Source organism: Flavitalea flava (assembly GCF_054461575.1).
The window spans coordinates 1-20,398 of record NZ_JBTLQH010000057.1 but is presented as its reverse complement, the minus strand read 5'-3'; the positions used below and the strand labels follow the sequence as shown (position 1 = coordinate 20,398).

Sequence of the window (20,398 nt, the reverse complement as noted above, 5' to 3'; positions counted from 1 at the left end):
CCGGGACAGGATCAACAGGTCAGGGGGGGTGGATTAGGACTCTTACAGTTCACCGGTCTTTCTTTTTTTGACGCCGACCTTCTGCATCATCGTCACTTCGATCGCACAGACGCCGAATTCCGCCACCACTTTGCCGGTGATCTTATAGAAACCACCACCCTGCAATGGATACTGGCGCAGACTGTCGGGAAAGTGGACCGTATCTACCCAGTCCCTGTTCACATCGATAAACGTACCGAAGAACATCGTTTCTTTTTTGACAGTACTCACTCCTTTATAGGTGATCAGATACGCAAGTACCGTTACCTGCTGCCCCACCGCGCCGTCGAGACTGGCAGCGGAAGAATAGTTCAACGGATCGTCATCCACCAGTTCGAAAGGATTGCGCAGCGGAAAACCAAGGATCTCTATTTCATCAAAAAGATCATCCAGTTCGTTAACGGGAAAATCGGGGAGTTTGAATTCCAGGGGTTTATCTTTGTATAAAGAACGGCTCGATGGAATATGCGTTTTATTTTTCTTCTGAAAAAAGTTGGCTTCCCAGAGCAATTGTTTTTTATTTTTTTCAGTAAAACGTAGTGCGCCGACACGGATTAGTATATTGAGCTGCTCCAGCGCGATCCCCGTCCGTTCGATAAAATCCGGCAGGTGCAGATAATGACCGGACTGAGCTCTTTGCTCCATGATCTTTTCCGACAGATTGTTTTCCATTTCCCGGATATGCACCAAACCAACATAGACATCCGTCCCGCGGATCGTACTAAGATGTTCGCTGTTATTGATACAGGGGGCATGCACAATGGCACCCGTCTTCATCAGCTCATAGAAATACAGTTCGGTACTGTAAAAACCGCCGAAGTTATTGATCACCGCCACCATGAACTCCATCGGGTAATAGGTCTTGAGATAAAGGCTCTGATAACTCTCGACGGCAAAGCTCGCTGAATGGGCCTTGGAAAAACTATACCCGCCAAAACTTTCGATCTGTCGCCATACTTCGCCGCTCGTGGATTCGGTATAGCCCCGTTCCGCGCAATTCGCAAAAAATTTCTCGCGGATACGCAGCATCTCTTTATTGCCCCGGTATTTGCCGCTCATAGCCCGCCGGAGAATATCCGCCTCTCCCATGTCCAGACCCGCAAAATAATGCGCCACCTTGATCACATCTTCCTGGTAAACCATCACCCCGTAGGTCTCTTTCAGCAATTCTTCCATCTTGGGATGGAGGTATTCGATCTTTTCCGGGTTATGATAACGAAGAATATATTCGCGCATCATCCCGCTTTGAGAGACCCCCGGGCGAATAATCGAACTGGCCGCTACCAGGGTGATATAATCGTCGCATTCCAGTTTCCTGAGCAGCTGCCGCATCGCAGGCGATTCGATATAAAAACAACCGATCGTCTGTACAGTTCTGATCTGCTCCCGCACACGGGGATCTTTTTTGAATTTCTCTACTTCATGGATATTGATGCTGACCGACCGGTTCTCACGGACCAACCTGATCGCCTCTTTAATATGTCCCAGCCCCCGCTGACTGAGTATATCGAATTTATACAAACCGATATGCTCTGCAACAAACATATCGAACTGAGTGGTGTTAAAATTTTTGGGCGGAAGATAAATAGCCGTATAAGCATGAATAGGTTCTTCGCTAACCAGCATGCCGCCGGGATGGATACTGGAATGATTAGGGAAATTCTGCATGCGCTGACCATATTGCAGGATAAGCCGGTAGATCTGATCGGCATGCCCGGTTCCCGTGAATTTGTCTCCATTGCGTGAATGATAGGATCGTCTGCCTGCCAGTTCATCGATCTCGGCCTTCGGCAAACCGAATACTTTGCCCAGTTCACGGATAAGGGCATTGTATTGAAAGGTGGTATACATTCCCAGCAGGGCCACATGATCCCGCCCGTAACGTTTGAATACATAGTCGATCACTTCATCACGGTCCAGCCAGGAAAAATCGATATCGAAATCCGGAGGCGAGGTGCGGTGCGGATTCAGGAAACGTTCAAAATACAGATCCAGTTCGATCGGGTCCACATCCGTGATCTGCAGGCAATAGGCGACAATGGAATTGGCGCCGCTCCCACGCCCCACATAATAAAAACCCCGGTTCTGCGCATAACGGATGATGTCCCAGGTTATCAGAAAATAGGAATTAAAATTCAGCTCGCCGATGATCCGCAATTCTTTATCGACCCTTTCACTGGCTATCTTATTGTTTTTTCCATACCGGAACTTCAAGCCGTCATAAGCCAGTTTTTTCAGCAACTGCATGTCATCGGCCTTATCGACGCTGAAATTCCGTTTGTTCTTGTCTTTCCCGAAGTCCATGGATATGCTGCAGGCATCCATTAATTTATAGGTATTGGTAACCATATAGACATGATTGCGGAAAGCATGCAACAGTTCGGCCGGAGAAAGAAAAATCTCGTCCGGAGCGGCCGTATCGCCGGGAGAAAGTTTGGAGAGCAATGTATTTTTGTCGATGGCCCGCAGCAGACGGTGTATATTATAACCGGTCTTGTCTTCGAAAGTAACGGGGTGCCTGATCACGAGTTTGTCCGCATATTCCCGGACCTGCCCGCGAATGTCCATATTAAAGAGTTTGTTGACCTCGGTGGGAAGAACGCCGATCCGTTCATTGGGCAACAGACCGGCGAATTCTTTTTTCCCAAGCGGATAAAGTACAAATCCGTCAGCCGGATCACCGGGAAAGGATTTCCCGAAATAGGCTCCGTCAAAAAAAGCAAATACAGCAGGAGGAGAAACAGCCGGAATGATCTGCGGAGCGGCGAAGAGGCTGGCAGGAAAATCTTCTTTGGCCTGTAACCATTGCGATAAAAAACGATTGATCCATTGCAGGCCCTGATTATTGGCCGCCAGTAGAATATAGAGCAATTCATTGCCATTGCGGATCTCCGCCCCTAAGATCGGTTTTACGCCATGTTGCCTGCAGAAACGTACAAAATCCCAGGCATCGCAGGTATTATTGATATTCGTGAGCGCAAGCCCGTTCACCCCAAGCTCTACAGCCTTTTCTACCAGGGCTTCGGTTGCGAAAGTGCCATAACGAAAACTAAAATACGTCTTACAGTTGAGGTACATACGGGAGAGATTCAGCACCAAAGCTAGGCAGAAATACTAAATATTTTAGTTTTTATTTGCCAAATATTTTAGTATTTACGGTCGCGTTTTTGCCTGCCGTAACCTGCGGGTAATCGTATGTAACTTACAGACAAGCGCATGGGATGAAATTGCCTGTGTAAACTTATCTTTCTGAAAAAATTTTGATGATAAGGGTTAACCCTAAACCTTCCATTTTCGCAGCTGCTGCATCAGGGCCTTCATATCCTTGGGCAGTGGCGCTTCGATGGTATGGTACTCACCCTGCTCATCCTTAAAATGCAGGATCTGTGAATGAAGACCGAGACGGGCGAGGATGGGACGTTCGTTCTCTTCGGATTTCGAGAGTTTGAAATTACGTTTGAAAGAGGAGATAAAGATGGGCCGGGCATCGCCATAATATTCATCGCACACGATAGGATGACCGATGGACTGCATATGCACGCGGATCTGATGAGTTCTCCCGGTAAGGATCCGGAATTGCATCAGGGTGTAAAGACCCAGTTCTTCCAGGACTTCATATTCGGTAAACGATGCTTTTCCTTTTTTATTGATCACCATGGTGCCCAACTTGACGGGATGCTCCATGATGGGTGCGTCGATGGTTCCTTTTTTTTCAGCCGGGGTGCCTTGAACGATCCCTGCATATGTCTTTTCGACAGCCCTTTCTTCAAATATTTTGGACAACCACTTATGAGACTCTTCATTTTTTGCAAATACGATCACACCAGACGTTCCCCGGTCGAGACGGTGAACCGTAAAGATATTGCCATAGGTATGTTTTAACCAGCTTTTCAGAGAACTTTCTTTGCCTTCCCGGTCAGGAATACTCAACAGTCCCGCAGGTTTGTTGAGTGCTATAAATTCACTGTTCTCGAACAGGATTTCCGGTTTTTGCATATTGCAGAAATGAAAGATTGAGTAATGATAGATTGAGCAATTTACCGCGACAAGGGTTCGATCTTACGATCAGCCTTTTCTCCTTGGCCGGTAGCCGGTGCCGCCTGTCTTGGACACGGTGGATTTCCCCTTCCGACGGGGTTTATCACCGGGTTTGCCGCCTGGCGTCCTACCCGATTTATCGGCAAATCCGATAGAAGGATCTTCTGACGCTCTTGCCTCAGGATGGCCTTTGCCGCCGCCTTTGCCCTTGGGCGCAAAACCCCGCTTTCCTGCAGCGTGATCTTTCGATCCTGCATGTCCGGATACGCCTTTGCCCGGTCCGGCCTTGCGCGGTTCTTCCGAATAGAAGGCAGATTCGTTCTCTTCGGGGAAATCACCGAAATCATCGGGAACGGCGGCTTTATTTGCTTTACTCCTGACACCGGAATTGAGGAATTTCAGGATGCGGATCTCTTTATCATTAAGCAGGCGCCATTCGCCGCGTTGTACATTTTTTTTGGTCAGGCCGGCATACATAACGCGGTCAAGCCCACGAACATCGTAACCAAGATGTTCGAAGATTCGGCGTACGATACGGTTACGGCCGCTATGGATCTCCAGACCGATCTGCGTCTTATCTTTTGGATCGGCATAAGCCAGTACATCTACCGTTGCCGGCCCGTCTTCCAAAACGACCCCTCCGCCGATGATCTTGTCGAAATCGGCCCTGGTAAGGGGTTTGTCAAGGGTGACATGGTATATTTTTTTGATTTCGTGCTTGGGATGAGCGAGTTTCTGTGCCAGTTCGCCGTCATTGGTCAGCAACAAAACACCTGAAGTATTACGGTCCAGTCGCCCTACGGGATAAACACGTTCGGTCGTGGCCCGGCGGATCAGATCCAATACGGTCCTTCTTCCTTCCGGATCTTCGGTCGTCGTAATATAATCCTTTGGTTTGTTCAGGAGTATATAAACAAAATTCTTAGAGATCGTGGCCTTCTTACCCGTAACATTCACTTCGTCATTCGGAGAGACCTTGGTTCCCGGTTCGGTAACCAGTTTCCCGTTAACTTCTACTTTCCCTTGTTTGATCAACTCTGCCGCATCGCGCCGGGAACAGATTCCCGAATGGGCAATATATTTATTCAGCGGAATGAGCCCGGAGTCATTATTATTATTTGCCCCGCCACGTTCTGTATTTCCCTTTTGACGTTCTGTATGACCGCCCTGGCGTTCTGTATGACCACCCTGGCGTTCTGTTGGGCGAGGTTTATCTCCACTGAATTGTTTTTTTACAGGCCCTGCCGAACGGGATGGAGGCCCTGATCTTTCAGTCCTTTCGGGTCTTTCGGATCTTTCAGTCCTCTCGGATCTTTCAGTCCTCTCGGGCCTTTCAGTCCTCTCGGGCCTTTCGGATCTTTCGGGTTTTCCCGGCTTGAACGCTCTTGCCGGTTTTCCCCCTCTCTCCGATCCCTCTGATTCTGTCCGTCCGGGCCTTTGAAATTTCCCTTCCTTACGGCCAGATTCCGGTTTGCGGGATCTGTCCTCATTCCGATCGTTCCTGCCTTCCTCAGGCTTCCCCTCAGGCTTCCGGAAGGAATCGCCCTTTCGTGCTTCTCCAGCGTCCCGGGGATGCTCTCCCTTGCGGGAGTGCCCGGCATTACGGAATCCGTCTGCCTTCCGGGCTTCACGGGAGTTCTGAAACTCGCCGCCATGCTGCGTCCGGGCATTGCGTTTTTCCTCGAAATGCCGCTCAATAGCCTCTTTGCGCTCACGCTTGACCGCCTTCTTTTCCTGCCTGATCTCTTCTTTGACGGCTGCGTTGCTTTTTTTATGAAAGAATTTGTTGAAATTGTCCGTTTTCCGTTTTTTGCTCCGGTTGGAGTCTTTGGCGCCTTGATTTTTTCCGGTTGCGCTCTTATCGTTTGCGCCTTTGGCGCCTTTACCCTTTTTGGGGTGATCGTGCTTTTGCTTCATGTTGGAGATTTGCTGTTTTACAACAGTAGTGGGCAAAATTACCAATTTATAGGGGAATTGAGGGATTTATTTACCGGCGTGCAGAAGAAGCAGTGAAAAACCAGCATTTAGCCCTGCACAACTGGTAATGTAAAATAAAAAGTAGAGCCCCTTCCATTTTCGCTCTGCACCCAGATCTTTCCTTTATGGCGGTGAATGATCTCTGCGCTGAGATAAAGCCCGATCCCAAAACCGGACACCCGTTGGGTATCATTTCTCTTAACCCGGTAAAACCGTTCGAATAATTTCTCTTTATCATGGTCTTCGATACCGATCCCTTCATCTTTAACGCTAACACAGACCAAATTGCCCTCTACCAGGGCTTTAACCCCGATAGCCGTTCCATTGGGAGAATATTTTATCGCATTCGTTAAAAAATTTGACACTACATGCTCGATCTTATCCTTGTCTGCCACCACTGAAATGGTCTCCTTGATTTCAAAAGAAATCGAATGACTGGCATCGAAGTGAGTGATATCATTGATAACTTCTTTAATTATCGCATTCAGATCGAACTTTTGCATTTTCAACTCGATCTTACCGGATTCAAGTCTGGAAATATTCAGGAAACCATTGATCATACTAATCATCTTATTCACCTGGATTTCCGCCCTGTCCAATGCCTTGACTGCGAAACCGTCATTTTCATCCTTAGCCTTATCACCAAGTAACTGCACATAGGCTTTTAAAGAAGTCAATGGTGTCTTCAACTCATGACTGACCATTCCGATAAAGTCATTTTTACGCTGTTCGTCCAGTTTTTTATCCGTTATTTCCAAAACCGATCCTATAAAACGGGCAGGCTGATCTTTTTCATTAAAAAAAACCTTCCCCTTGGCACTTAACCAGCGGAGCTTTTTATCGGTCGCACCAATGGTTCGATATTCAACATTATAATCACCATTGCCGATACTTCTATTAAATAAATTATTGATAAGGGTCTCGATACGTTCCCGGTCATCTTCATGCAGCCCGGGTAAAAAATCATTTTCATAAGTAACCTTTTCCTGGTGGGAAATACCAAATAGTTCCCGGCACCTCGGATCCCAATCCATGGTTCCTTTAATCAGATCCATATCGAATGTCCCTAATTCTGCTGCCCGTGTTGCCAACCGAAAATGTTCTTCGCTGGCCTTCAGCTCGGCCATAACCTTAATCTGTTGGGTGGTCTCATTACAAATCACCAGAACCCCGGCAGGCAATCCGGTTTCATCTATTACTTTGCTATAACCAAATGTCCAGTATACATCCTCCATCATGCCGTTCCGGTAAATGGGAATAAGCTGGTCTTCACTCCAGGTAGATTCTCCTCCTGACATGACCTGATCGATCAGAGGCTTTATAACCGGCCAGATTTCCGGCCAGCACTTCACCCCCTCCTGACCTAAAGCCTTGGGATGTTTACCGCCATTCCCCAGACTGGGGCGGTAGGCGTCATTATAAAACTGGATCAGATCAGGCCCCCACCATAAAAACATGGGGAATCTGGAATTAAGCATAATGCTGATGGTCGTCAATAAACTTTGAGACCAATTTTCAGGACTGCCCAGGATGGTTTCGGTCCAATTAAAAGAACGAGTTAATTCACCCATTTCCCCACCGCCTTTTAAATACTGATGATAAGGGGGCTTAATGAGATCATTTACGGCCATATTCCAATGAATTTATTCCATAAAAGTAGTTCTAAAAAGCCTGAACCTCCACATCATCGATATAAAAGATCGTTGGTGCAGAAGGTTCATCCGCCCCAATCAAGGGAGGATCTTTGGTTTCAGTTGGCGTAAGCCTGTCGGGAAAATTCCGGTAATGACCCGTTCGAAAGGACAATCGCTCGACGGACTTGACTGCTTCCGCTAATTTCGCCTTTGTCAAAAACTTTTCCCCATCGATCCAAAGCGAATAATTACCGTTCAGTTCATTTTCACCCGGTGCCGTTTCCGTAACCAGCTTAATCCTATACCATTTTCCTTTCTGATAAGTCCTGATCAATTTTTCCGTACCTCCCTCCCGTGCCATGATCTGCCCGTTATTATCAAACCGCAGCCTTACAGGCCTGTTCCCGTATCGATCGGTTAGATCGATTTCCAGCAGACCCATATTTGCTGGATCTGCGTATATCCTAAAGCTCGTTTTCACCCTTGTCCCTTCTTGAAAGACCCTGATCGCCCGGGCATAATCGTAAGGATCCTTATCCAACAACCGAAGAGATTTATCTGTTGTTCCCGAAATTCCTGAGCTCTTCACCCCATTTCCCATACTATTCACTCCAATTCCCGGATTTTTTACGACAGAAACACCAGCCCAGGCAGGAGAGTAAATATTCCAATCCCGCACCGGTCCATCGATTAATAATTGATCAAAATTATCCCTGACAGCATCTTTTACCGCATACCGTATGGGTAAAGGAATCCGGCTGATCCAGATATCCTCTTTATTCATGCTGTAGCTTAACCACATATCATTACCCGGCGGAATCCCGTTTCCTTCTTCTATACCCCGCATATAACAGGGGCCAAAATCTTTCCATCTACCGCTGAAACGTCTTGGGGGCACTTCCCCCTGTACCAGCAGCATGTGATCGAAAAGGATACCGTCCTTCCCGGTTACGACGACCAATGGATATCGGTAATCGGACAAATCTATAGGATTATAACAAATGGCATACCGGCCATCTTTAGTCCGCTGCCCCCATTGTTTTCCACCAGACATCAGAAAAGTAGGTGATTGCACAGGATCGGAAAAGGTATAGCCTTCATCCGAAGAAAGTGCGGTCAGGGATTTTTTCCAGAGCGCCACGACCTTTCCGTCTTTCCGATGATACCAGGATAAGGCTTCCCCTGCTTTTTTACCATTATAAAACCCATCCAATCCCTGATCTTCATCATACCATTGAAAACTCATCAGCCTGTCCTTCAGCAAAGCACCGCAGGCAGCTACGAATCCGGTATCGCCGGATTTTTTATAAAATGGATAACTGGTATTCGATTCGTTCCAATCCGCATGACTCGAATAACGGATAAAATATATCGGTCCGAATCCTCCATCCTTATAGACTTCCCGGACAACCCTGCCGATTCCGCCTTTACCGAAAGGATCCTCCGTATGACCATAAAACCCTATAACAAGCAACCTGCCGGAGGGTGATACATAGAACCCCATTCGCTGGTGCATCATATATCCATTATACCCTTCAGGTATCCTGACGCCCTGCGGTGCCTGGTAAGGGGGGAAGACTACTACTGGCTTATTCCAATGACGGCCGTCTCCGGAGGTCAGTACCAGGGTCTGTCCCGGAGCTATATGTTCGTCAACCGGATTACTGAGGTAATGTTGGAAAAATTGCCCATTCCAATAACAAATATTGGATCCATGATTATAGGTCCATCCATATCCATCGGCCATTTCGGGATGGGTACGGTTGGCCCGCATGGTTTGCAGGTTCTCTGTTCCAATGGCATAACGAAGCCTTCCTTCATGCAGGCCGGGGTCTATTGTCTGGCCACCGGTATAACGAACCGGTTCTCCCGGGAAGCCGGTTTGACCATTACCTTTTATGAAACAAAATAAGGTCCAGGAGATAAGAAATAGGGTCGATTTCAAGTTCAGGGAGTTTTATACTTCTAAATTACAAAAAGCGAACATACTCTTATTCCTGTTTTTACGTTATTAAAAAAAGGATTATATATATTTTTCTCCTGAATGAAAAACTGATATGAGATTGAATGTAAAGCCCGGAGTTGTTATACATCGAAAAATTACCTGGCTTTTATTATTTTCCGTCGTTTCACTGGCTATTGTTAGCTGGCTGATATATATTAATAAAAAAAATATCGAGAAAACGAATCTTCGTATCAGTCAGGCTTATGAAATCATAGGCACTATCCATCAGGTCATCGGCTCGGTGTCAGAGTCAGGGGCGGATTCCTATTTATATCTGGAACGGGGGGATCAGGAGGCTGCGCTTCGCATCAGGACCTTCCATGGAAAATTGGAGCAGGATCTGGATTACCTTCACCAGCTTACCCGGAACAATGACGATCAGGGGAGGAATATTTCCCTGCTCAGAAAATACTTCCTTGAAAAACAGGCCTTCGATGAAAGCCTGTTTCTGACCTCGCAGGGTCAATCCGTGGAATCGAATCAAACAGGCAAAACGGATCAGTCTTCCACTTCAGAAAGAATTACACGGGAACATCGTGCGGCAGATTTGAATAACAGGATAAAGACCCTCCTGAATGAAATGGTCAGCGAGGAAAAAAAATTACTCACCGAACGTAAGAATATAAATGAGGTTGCCGACAGAAGGACGGCCTATGGTCTGATCATGATACGGATCGTAAGTTTTCTTTTTGTTGTTATCGTGTTGATCCAGCTAAATAAAGAATTTTCCCGGCGTAAAGAAGCAGAAACCGGATTACTGCTGAGCATCCGGGAAGCACAGGATGCCAAACAAATGCAGGAACAGTTTCTGGCAAATATGAGCCATGAGATCCGGACGCCTATGAATGGGATCAAAGGAATGACCGATCTTCTCCTGGGAACCCAATTGTCTCCGAAACAGCACGAACTTGCCGGGATCATTAAAAGTTCTGCCAATAATCTCCTGGTTATTATCAACGATATCCTGGATTTCTCCAAGATAAAAGCAGGCAAACTAAATATCGAGAAAATAGATTTCAGTATTAAAGATGTATTGGCCAATGCCTGTGCCATTTTTGATCATCGCCTGAAAAAAAAGGGATTATTGGTTCAGGTTAACATTGACCCCGGAATGCCCGATTTTGTTAATGGAGATCCACACCGGTTGAACCAGGTATTGATCAATCTTTTAGGCAACGCTATAAAATTTACCGATAAAGGCCGTATTCTGATCATGGTAACTGTCCAGCAACGTTCGGATGCCGGAGTGAGCCTGTCTTTCTCTATTACGGATACAGGAATAGGAATCTCTGAAGATAACCTGCCCTATATATTCGATAGTTTCTCGCAGGCCGGTCTGGATATATCCCGTCGTTATGGTGGAACCGGTCTTGGTCTTACCATTTGCAAACAATTGCTGAAATTGCAGGGGGGAGATATTACCGCAACAAGTGAAGTTGGAAAGGGATCTGCTTTTACTTTTTATCTGCCTTACGGATACAGCAGCAGCACGGAGCTTAAGAGCACCCCTGTTGTCCTTATACAGGATTATAGCAACCTTTTGGTGGGGAAACGTTTCCTGGTAGCAGAGGATAATGAGATCAACCAGAAACTAATCGATTATGTATTGAGAAAAGCCGGAGGAACGGTGGAGCTGGTAAATAACGGTGCAGAAGCAATTAGCTTTTTGCAACAGGATCAAATCTTTGATCTGATCATTATGGATCTGCAAATGCCTGAGATGGACGGATATCAGGCGACCCAATTTATCCGGAACGATCTTCATCTGCAAACTCCCATTATCGCCATGACGGCAACGGCCTTGAAAGGGGAACAGTTGCAATGTCTCGAATCAGGCATGAATGAATATATGACCAAACCATTCGAATTTGCCGACCTGTACAAACGGATTAACAGTTTGCTGAGTTAGAGGAATACCTGTTTCTTAAGCAGCCTCACTTCATAAATTCCGCCTGTTGAATATCCTTCTGAAGCGAAAAATGTCACCTTTACCATTCCATTAGCCTGTTGTAACACATTATCCGGGATAAGGTAATCGACGGCATAAAAATCATTTTCATGGATATTATCAGCAACAACTTCTGCAATGATTTTTCCATTAACCAGGATATGGAACCGGCTATTTTTATCACCTCCAAAATAGGTAATACGCAATCTTCCGGCCTGTTTCTCTTTATCCGTCATTCTATAGCTGAACCATCCTATAGCATCGCGCCAATGCCGGTCATTATTAACTCCTGTATTTGATTTCTCGCTTTCCATAAAGTGATCCGATTCGGGTTGTTGCTCGCCTGAAAAAACAACGTCGATTGTACTTGCCGCCAATTTTTGTTTCTCCACTTCCTGTTCTGCCATTTTTTGTTTTATTTCCGTCAGTTTCCCTGGCGTTATTGTCTGCCAATAAATAACATACCGGGAATCGTGCAACCGGAAGAACGGGATTAATTCCACGTTTTTATATTTTTCGGGATAAATTAACCTGGAGGCAGTAAATGTTAATGACTTATTTGGTACCCTATTGATGAAAGGAGCAATATCTGTACTGCTGGTAACAAACACTGGCATATCCTGTAATGGGTACTGTTTACCGTTCGCGACATGTCCCATCCGGCTGTCATCTGCAAAAAGCCCGTTTAAATCTGTGGTATCCGTTTTGGCAGCCAGGACAATCGGACCGTGAAGTACTGCGACATAATCAGAACCATCCGGCAATTGTTCGGTTGTGGTTTGCATAGGCAATATAACTGTTATACTATCTCCTTTTTTCCATATCCTTTTAATGGAAACATACCCCCCCTCCCCCACGACCACATCAACGGGATGTGCGTTTACACTAATCTTTACCTTTTGAGGGTGAACCCAAACCGGGTATCTTATTTTCAGCACAAAATCCGGTGTTGTTACAGACTCAATTAATAACGAAGTCTTTTCCTCGTCTGGAAAAAGAGTTTGCTGGATAAGCACAATGCCTTTTTCCTTCCAGGTTAAACGAGACGGGATAAACAGATTTACGAATAAATCGTTCTCATGGTGTGCATAAATGAGTTCTCCATATTTTGCCTGGTTTTCCATTCCCGATCCCACGCAACACCAAAAACTGGTTTGAGGTTGTGAATAAACCCTGTAATGACCGGGCCGCATAGGCGTGAAATATACAAAACCTCCGGTACCCGGATGTTGCGTAGAAAGGATATGATTATACAAGGCCCGTTCGTAATAATCAATATACTTGCCCGATCCATCCGTTTGATACAACAACCCGGTCAGCTTGAGCATATTATAGGTGTTACAGGTTTCGGGCCCCTGTTCACTGGTGATCATAGAAGAAAAGTCTCCCGCCGGGTGAAAATGTTCCCTTACGCTATTACCTCCAATAGCGCAGGTTCTGTGCCCGACTACGGTCTCCCAAAAAAAACGCGCTGCCTGGTAATAAGACCGATAATATGAATTATCCCCACCTACCTGAGCAATACGCTCAAACCCAATAACTTTAGGAATCTGCGTATTAGCATGCAAATTTGTTAATTTATCTTCTTTCTGTTCCAATGGTTCAAGTATCGCTTTATGCGAGAATTTACAGGCGGCATCCAGGTATTTTTTATCTCCGGAAATAGCCGCTGCATCGGCCAAAACTTCATTTATACCACCATGTTCCGTTTGCAACATATTTTGCATCTGTTGTTCAGTAAGACTATTTGCCAAACGGACAAACCAGTCACCGAATTTCAGGAGCATTTCTTTTGCCTGTAAGCTACCGGTATACAAATAAGCATCACGCAGGCCGGCAAATGCTTTATGGATATTATAGAGCGGAACCCATTTTTGTTTAATTACATCGACATTACCCTTACCTATTTCAGCCCATAAAGCCCGGCTGCCGGGAACTCCACCCAAATATCCATCCCCATTTTTATCCTGGCATTTTTTTAACTCATCAAGAAGGTAATTCAACCTCTCCCGAACTTTATTATCCCCCGTAGCAGCATACATCATGGATAAGGCCGAAAGATAATGCCCTCCGATATGACCATCCAATCCGGAATTCTCCCAATTTACATAACTTTCTGCCTTAACAGGCAATCCGGCCTCCCGCAAAAAAGGCGCTAACAGCCTGTCCGGATCTAATGCCATGATATACTTCAGATCGGTATTTTCAGCATCTTTGAAAATGCCCGGCAGTAATTGTACATCCTGCAAGGTAAATGCGCTTATTTTGGAAGGAATCTGTCCTCCAACCGACAAAGAAGCAATTACTAAGAGGGCAATGAAAATATTTTTCATAAATAAAACAATCAGTTGTAACCGGGATTTTGTGTAAGATTTGAATTTTTGGCAATCTCGGTTCTCGGTATTGGGAAAAGTGCTCTGTAATCCCCATTCGGAGAATGGGATAGCCATGATTTTTTTGTGAACGCTCCAAACCGGATCATATCCGATCTGCGACGTGCTTCCTGGTTAAACTCCCAGCCTAACTCGTCCAAAAAGCGGCCATATACAATATCAGCCCCTCCTTCATTAGTCGTTGTCAAATGATTTCTAAGCCCATAATCATAACCGCTGCCTTGTTGTAAATCGGCGCCGCCCACAATGGCTTTTGCAGGATCGGATTTAAAATCCCGCACACGAACCTGGGTAACCAATGCAGCAGCCCCATTAGCATCTCCGCTACGCAATAAAGATTCGGCTTTCATCATCAATATATCTGCATACCGGAAAAGCGGCCAGTCATTACTTAACCGATTGGTAGCTCCCGTTGCTATTTCGAATTTACCCAAACGGAAACCATCCACTTCATCCGATATGTCCACTCCGGGAACATAATTGCGATAAGCCAGTGGCTTTCCGGTAAATGCCCCCATTGTTCCAAAAAGACTATCTCCGGTAGCCGTAAACTGTTGCCCCTGAATATAATTATCCTGGTAGCGGCTGTCCTCCGGATCGAAGGTGCTGATAAATTGCGGCACAGCACAAATGCCGCCCCAGGGAGAATACTGTAGATTATAGGTTGCCTGGTTTTCAGGTTCCAGCGTTTGCATGTGCACATCAAAGGAATTCCAATCAGCTACATACTTGGAATCGAAGGGCAATGCAAAAATGATCTCCCTGGAATTCTGATTTTCTGTTACGAATACATTCTTTTGGTTACTTTCCAGAATGAATTGCCCTGCATTAATAATGGTATCGCATACATCCTTACACTTGTCCCATGCCGGCGTGCCTGTATAAATTTCCGCATTCAGGTACATTTTAGCCAATAAAGCAAGACCTGCCCATTTATTAAACTTGCCATAGGTCGCCGTATTGCTGGCAGGGCTAACCAGTGGGATATTGGTTACCAGATCACTAACGATAAAGTTGTACACTTCCGTCCTGGTATTTTGTTTTGGCAAATAGCCTGCAGCTACATTAAACTTATCGACTATCGGAACATTTCCATAACAATCGCATAAAACCCAATAATAGGATGCCCTCAGTAATTTCATTTCTGCGATCAGGGAGGTTGTATCCTTCGCTGCGACGGGAATAATGCCTGCCTGAACCTGGTAAATAATCCGGTTACAATTTGTTACCCCCTGGTAGGCCCTTGTCCAGATATTTATCACGATATCATCGTCGGTCGTCCATTTATGTTCATGTATCCGGCGATATACGCCACCATCCACCCATCCATTCGGGCGGGCTGGTGTCAGCATCTCATCACCAGAAACCTCCTGGGCCCTGTAAAGAGTATTCCATTGCAGGAGAAGGCCGCGCCAGTCCACGTACGCAGCACCGGCAAGGGCGGCAAGGTCCGAAGAGGTAGGGGTGAATTCGCTTGCTATAATTTGATTATAAGATGTACTTTTTAACTTGGTGCAGGCTGAAAGCAGGACCATAAGAATAACTATAATGGTCGTTCCGGTATAGGTAGAATATTTTAACTTTTTCATATCTGTATTAATTAATACTTTTTTTGTCCCTCGGACCTATCAAAAAATTACATTAAGACCAATGCTGAATGTACGTGTGGTTGGATACTTCCATGGTCCATCGATTCCCGGATCCAGGCCGGCTGTGGGGGTCTGGGCGATTCCGGACTGAGCATAAGAGGTCCCGTTCCGCAAACTTACTTCAGGGTCTATCCCTTTATAACCGGTGAAAATGAATGCATTGAGAGCCGACACATAGAACCTTGCAGATTGAATATACTTAATCCCCGTATTTTGGAAGTTATATCCAAGGGTGATATTATCGATCTTCCAATAATCGCCCTTCTCGATGTAGTAGCTATTAAATTCCACCGGAGATTTTAACTGGGTCTTACCATACACCTTATCAAATGTTGATTTCAGCACGTTGTACTGGATTTGTGTAGGGTTTTCCAACATCATACGCTGTAAGTTGGCCACCTGGAATTTGAAAGCGCCGCGTTGGGTAATTGTCAGATCCCATTTCTTATACCGGAAATTATTGTTCCAGCCAGCATAAAATTTCGGAAGGCCATTCCCAATAACTCTTTTATCACCAAAGGAGTGGGTGAGGTCGGAGTATTTTACCGGCTTTCCATCGCTTCCTTCATAGACCCATTGACCGTAATTAGCCACATCGGATGGATCGTTGCCGATGTCTATTACTTTAAAACCATAAAAATCGCCGACCGGTCCCCCGACCTTCAAAAGGTGGGAAAAGGTCTGGATAGGTGGAAAAATGGCACCAACCTGTAAATAATTGGTGGAGGTCTTATAAATATCGTTCGACAGGCTTACTAATTTATTGGCGTTGGTAGAAAAATTAACGCTTGTATTCCATTCGAAGTCTTTTTTTCTCACAGGAACGAAGTTGAGCATTACTTCCACGCCTTTGTTTTGCATAGTACCCACATTGGCCAGGGTCTGGTTATAAAGATTTGGGGGGCTGGGTACATCGTATAAGAAAAGAAGGTTGTGGATTTGGCGGTTGTAATAATCGACACTGCCACTGATGCGGCTGTTTAACATGCTGAAGTCTAGGCCGATGTTGGTCTCTCGTTTTTCTTCCCATTTCAGGTCCGGGTTGGCATTTTGTGCAGGATTCAGTGTTTGTATCCAGGTTCCATTCGATAATACGAATCCGCCGTACCCGATGACGGCAACTCCCCGGAACAGATCTGTTGGTTGTGATCCTGTGACTCCATAACCAGCCCTTACTTTTAAGTCATCAAAAAGATGCTGCCTGCGCATGAAAGGTTCCTTAGTAATTCTCCAGCCTGCCGAAACAGCAGGGAATGTTCCCCAGGGGTTTTTGGTGCCCCATAACTGGCTTGCTTCTTCGCGGCGAATGCTTGCCATTAAGAGGTATTTTTGGTCATAGTTGTAGGTGAGCCTGCCAAAGAAACCAATTAAATTCGTTGTACTTCTGAAGCTGTTGATCAGCCCCTGAAAGTCCCCACTGCTGATAGCCCGGCCTAGGCCGATATTATCCCAGCTAAACCGGTCGGTGGGGAAATCCCAGTTCTGCATGGCATTACTGGTAAAATCATTTTCCTGATAACTATACCCGCCAAGGACCATAAAATTATGGTTGTCCACAGATTTCGAATACTCTGCGGTAAATTCCGCCAGGCGGTCTGTGGATTGGCTTCCTCCAATTTTGGCAAAACCATTTTTCCCATCCCGTAAAGTGGTTACATTTTGTTTGGTCTCCGCGTATCCGGTATCGATGACTTTTTTTGCGTAGGAGAACACCGCGGAGATCTTTAACCCTGGCAGGGGCGTGTAAACGATGGCGCCTTTATACCTGTTGTTTAATTCAGTTGACCGTCCATCACTTTCCATCAGATCGGATACGGGATTCTCATAGTCAAATTTGGTGATTTCCTGAAACCAGGTGCCATCAGGATTTTTGACAGGCGATGTGGGGTTTTGCATTGTCGACTGTCTGTAAATGTTGCTGTTAAAACCATTGTATTTTCGGGAAGAGCTAAATAGATTGACATTAATCTTCAGCTTATTGTTTAACATGCTATGATTGAGGTCGGCACGTCCTGAAAATATCTGATTATACGATTTTTTGAAGATCCCTTGCGCATTGTTATAGTTAAGGCTAACCAGGTAATTGGTCGTTGAATTTCCATTGCGCAGCGTTAAATTATGCGACTGGATCAGGGGGTGTTGGCTGATTTGTTTCAGCCAATCGGTATTGGCACCGTTATCTGCCATTTCCGTCTTGCGATACCCTGCGACCATTTGTGCCCTGAAATCGGCAGCCGTGGATAAATTAAGTTTTCTTGCGATGGTCTGTGTACTTACATATGCGCTGTACTCAACGGCACCTCTATTATTGCCGCCTGCTCTTTTTGTGGTAATCAGAATTACCCCATTGGTGCCACGGGTACCATAAATAGCTGCAGCGGCACCATCTTTTAAAACATCGATGGACTCGATATCCTGCGTTGATACCGTCCTCAAATCTCCGGGTATCCCATCGATCAGAACCAGGGGGTTCTGGTTGGCCCCCATCAATGTCGTTTGACCGCGCAAAAGTATCTGGGTTGCTCCGGTGGGATCACCGTTGGGGGAAATGACGGATAAACCGGCTACTTTCCCTTGTATCAATTGACCGGCATCCACTACGCTGCCTTTGATAAAATTTTCTGCTTTTACCGTTGCCACGGAACCGGTTACATCTCCTTTTTTCTGGGTACCATAGCCTATCACTACGATTTCCTGTTGCTGGGAAATGGTCTTTCTCAGGGAAACGTTCAGTTCATTTTTGCCTCGGATGGATATTTCAATAGTCTCCATGCCGACGGATGAAAAAATAAGAATGGTCGCATCCTGGGGCGTTTCCAGACGGTAGAAACCCTTATCATTCGTGACGGTGCCAATAGAGCTGGCTCCTTTTACATATACTGAGACTCCTGTCAGGGGATAGCCGGATTCATCCGTTACTTTTCCGGTGATGACAATAGCCTGTTTTGCTGGGACCAGCTTCGACACGACAATGACCTCATCATCGATCAGGTCGAATTTCAGCCCTGTGTTTTCGAGCGCTGATCTCAATACAGATGAAACAGAGGCCTCTTTAACAGCAACTGTCACCAGTAAGGTTTGGGGAAGAATATCGTTGCTGTAAGCAAACCGGTAGGCCGTTTTTTTCTCGATCACTTTAAAAAGGTGAGGAATGCTGACGTCCTTGAGGTTCAATGTCACTTTAGCGTCCTGAGAGAAGCCATGGGCAGCAACATGCAGACATCCGATAATTAACAAAGCAGTCGTTAATTTCATAATCCTTAAGACTTTGACAAGCAGTGTTGTTAGTAAGGTATCCCCTGAGGGATGGTTTTTTTTCATACCTTTAATTGTTTAAAGATTAATAATTGAAACAGGTTAATGTAAACAGTTCAGCCTGTTTCGGCTTTAAATGGGGGGAGATGTGTCACCATCTTCCCCTTTTATTTATTTATGGATCAGTATAGTCTGGATGCCGTCATATTCATATTTAAATTCCTTTATAGTCTTTAAAATGTCAAGAATCCGCTCTATTTTTTCCTTTTTAAAGGTTGCGGTGAAATGAAAGGTTTTTAAATCCGCTGTACCGAAGACGATTTTTACTCCATACCATCTTTCCAGGCGCGTGCCGATTTCATCAAAGCTTTCGTCGTCAAAAACGAGATTGTTGTTTGCCCAGGCAAGTTCCTGTGGAGTTCCGTCATCCATTTTTTTCACAGGGGCTATAACAATTTGTTCTGCTACCTGGGGTTGCGTTATTGCCGGGCCAGGAGAAGCAAGGTTTACCTCTTCTGGTTCCGAATGCTGTTTCCAGGAAACTTTTTCATTGGGATGCAGCAGGATTTTTTTATTATTCTCTTTTTTTAAGGTTATTTCCACCAGACCGAGTATCAAGGCTGTTTCGGATGTCTTATCGCCAGTATAAGATCTTATATTAAAGGCCGTTCCAAGAGCCCTGACATCCATATCGGCTGCGTGCACGATAAAGGGAAGGCTCTTGTTTTGATGAACATCAAAAAAAGCTTCTCCTTTTAAAAACACTTCCCGGGAGTGCAGCCCATAGGCGCTGTTCAAGGTGATCTCACTACCGGCGTTCAGGGTGACCTGTGTGCCATCGGGCAACTGAAATATCTTTTTTTCGCCGGGCTTGCTGACATATCCCGCGCTGCCTTTACCAGGCAGCGGAGCCTGTTTTGGATGAAACAATGTCCAGGCGGCAATTGCCAGGATCACAACGGAGGCCGCGACCATCATTTTTTTCAGGTAAAAAGTAATCCCGGTTTGGATGGGTTCATCGTTTATGGAATATACCCGGGCCGTCTCATTAATTTCAATCTTATTCTTCAGAATCTCAAGTTGTTCCTGAAGATCCAGGTCGGCGATGGTATTAAAAAACAAACGATATTGCCTTACGGCTTCTGCTATCAATTCCTTTTTTTCGGGATTTTTTTCCAGGTAATTTTTCCAATAATGAACATCGTTTTCATTCTGCCCCCGGCAGTAGTTGATAAACGATTCATCTTTAAGCAGATCTTCAGCCGATGGATTCAGATTTTGCATTGCCGTCCTTTTTTGTTTGCGCCGTAGAACTCTTTCTAAATTTAGTCCTACGGCGCAAAACCGTTTATGATGGGCCTTCGGCCAGTGGACCTGTGGTCCCCTTTTTTGTTTGCGCCGTAGAACTCTTTCTAAATTTAGTCCTACGGCGCAAAACCGTTTATGATGGGCCTTCGGCC

The 20,398-nt window shown here is 45.5% G+C and carries 10 protein-coding genes; 1 reads left to right on the top strand and 9 read right to left on the bottom strand.

Annotated features, from left to right (window positions below):
* Positions 1-42 precede the first annotated feature (42 nt).
* The 5 genes from ACX0G9_RS28465 to ACX0G9_RS28445 all read right to left on the bottom strand — a co-directional run bounded on the left by ACX0G9_RS28465 (position 43) and on the right by ACX0G9_RS28445 (position 9,633).
* Positions 43-3,117 (bottom strand): DNA polymerase III subunit alpha, encoded by a 3,075-nt coding sequence (locus ACX0G9_RS28465; protein ID WP_459068382.1) that lies wholly within the window; start codon positions 3,115-3,117, stop codon positions 43-45.
* A 201-nt stretch (positions 3,118-3,318) separates the two neighbouring features.
* The gene (locus ACX0G9_RS28460; protein ID WP_459068381.1) at positions 3,319-4,035 is read right to left on the bottom strand and encodes an RluA family pseudouridine synthase; all 717 of its coding nucleotides are present in this window, start codon (positions 4,033-4,035) and stop codon (positions 3,319-3,321) included.
* Positions 4,036-4,104: 69 nt separating this feature from the next.
* Positions 4,105-5,994 (bottom strand): pseudouridine synthase, encoded by a 1,890-nt coding sequence (locus tag ACX0G9_RS28455; RefSeq protein WP_459068380.1) that lies wholly within the window; start codon positions 5,992-5,994, stop codon positions 4,105-4,107.
* Positions 5,995-6,101: 107 nt separating this feature from the next.
* Positions 6,102-7,685 (bottom strand): PAS domain-containing sensor histidine kinase, encoded by a 1,584-nt coding sequence (locus ACX0G9_RS28450; RefSeq protein ID WP_459068379.1) that lies wholly within the window; start codon positions 7,683-7,685, stop codon positions 6,102-6,104.
* A 31-nt stretch (positions 7,686-7,716) separates the two neighbouring features.
* On the bottom strand, positions 7,717-9,633 hold the full coding sequence (locus ACX0G9_RS28445; RefSeq protein WP_459068378.1) for a six-hairpin glycosidase: 1,917 nt from the start codon (positions 9,631-9,633) through the stop codon (positions 7,717-7,719).
* Between the two features lie 112 nt (positions 9,634-9,745).
* Between ACX0G9_RS28445 and ACX0G9_RS28440 the strand changes: the two genes are divergently transcribed.
* Positions 9,746-11,602, top strand: coding sequence for an ATP-binding protein (locus tag ACX0G9_RS28440; protein WP_459068377.1), 1,857 nt, complete (start codon positions 9,746-9,748; stop codon positions 11,600-11,602).
* Here ACX0G9_RS28440 and ACX0G9_RS28435 read toward each other — a convergent pair.
* From ACX0G9_RS28435 to ACX0G9_RS28420, 4 genes are all read right to left on the bottom strand, one after another.
* A complete protein-coding gene (locus ACX0G9_RS28435; RefSeq protein WP_459068376.1) occupies positions 11,599-13,974 on the bottom strand; it encodes a beta-L-arabinofuranosidase domain-containing protein in 2,376 nt (791 codons plus the stop codon). The genes ACX0G9_RS28440 and ACX0G9_RS28435 overlap by 4 nt on opposite strands.
* Before the next feature lie 11 nt (positions 13,975-13,985).
* Positions 13,986-15,623: a RagB/SusD family nutrient uptake outer membrane protein gene (locus ACX0G9_RS28430; RefSeq protein ID WP_459068375.1), complete on the bottom strand. Its 1,638-nt coding sequence runs from the start codon at positions 15,621-15,623 to the stop codon at positions 13,986-13,988.
* A gap of 39 nt (positions 15,624-15,662) precedes the next feature.
* On the bottom strand, positions 15,663-18,938 hold the full coding sequence (locus ACX0G9_RS28425) for a SusC/RagA family TonB-linked outer membrane protein (protein ID WP_459068374.1): 3,276 nt from the start codon (positions 18,936-18,938) through the stop codon (positions 15,663-15,665).
* A 171-nt stretch (positions 18,939-19,109) separates the two neighbouring features.
* Positions 19,110-20,222 (bottom strand): FecR family protein, encoded by a 1,113-nt coding sequence (locus tag ACX0G9_RS28420; protein ID WP_459068373.1) that lies wholly within the window; start codon positions 20,220-20,222, stop codon positions 19,110-19,112.
* Positions 20,223-20,398 lie beyond the last annotated feature (176 nt).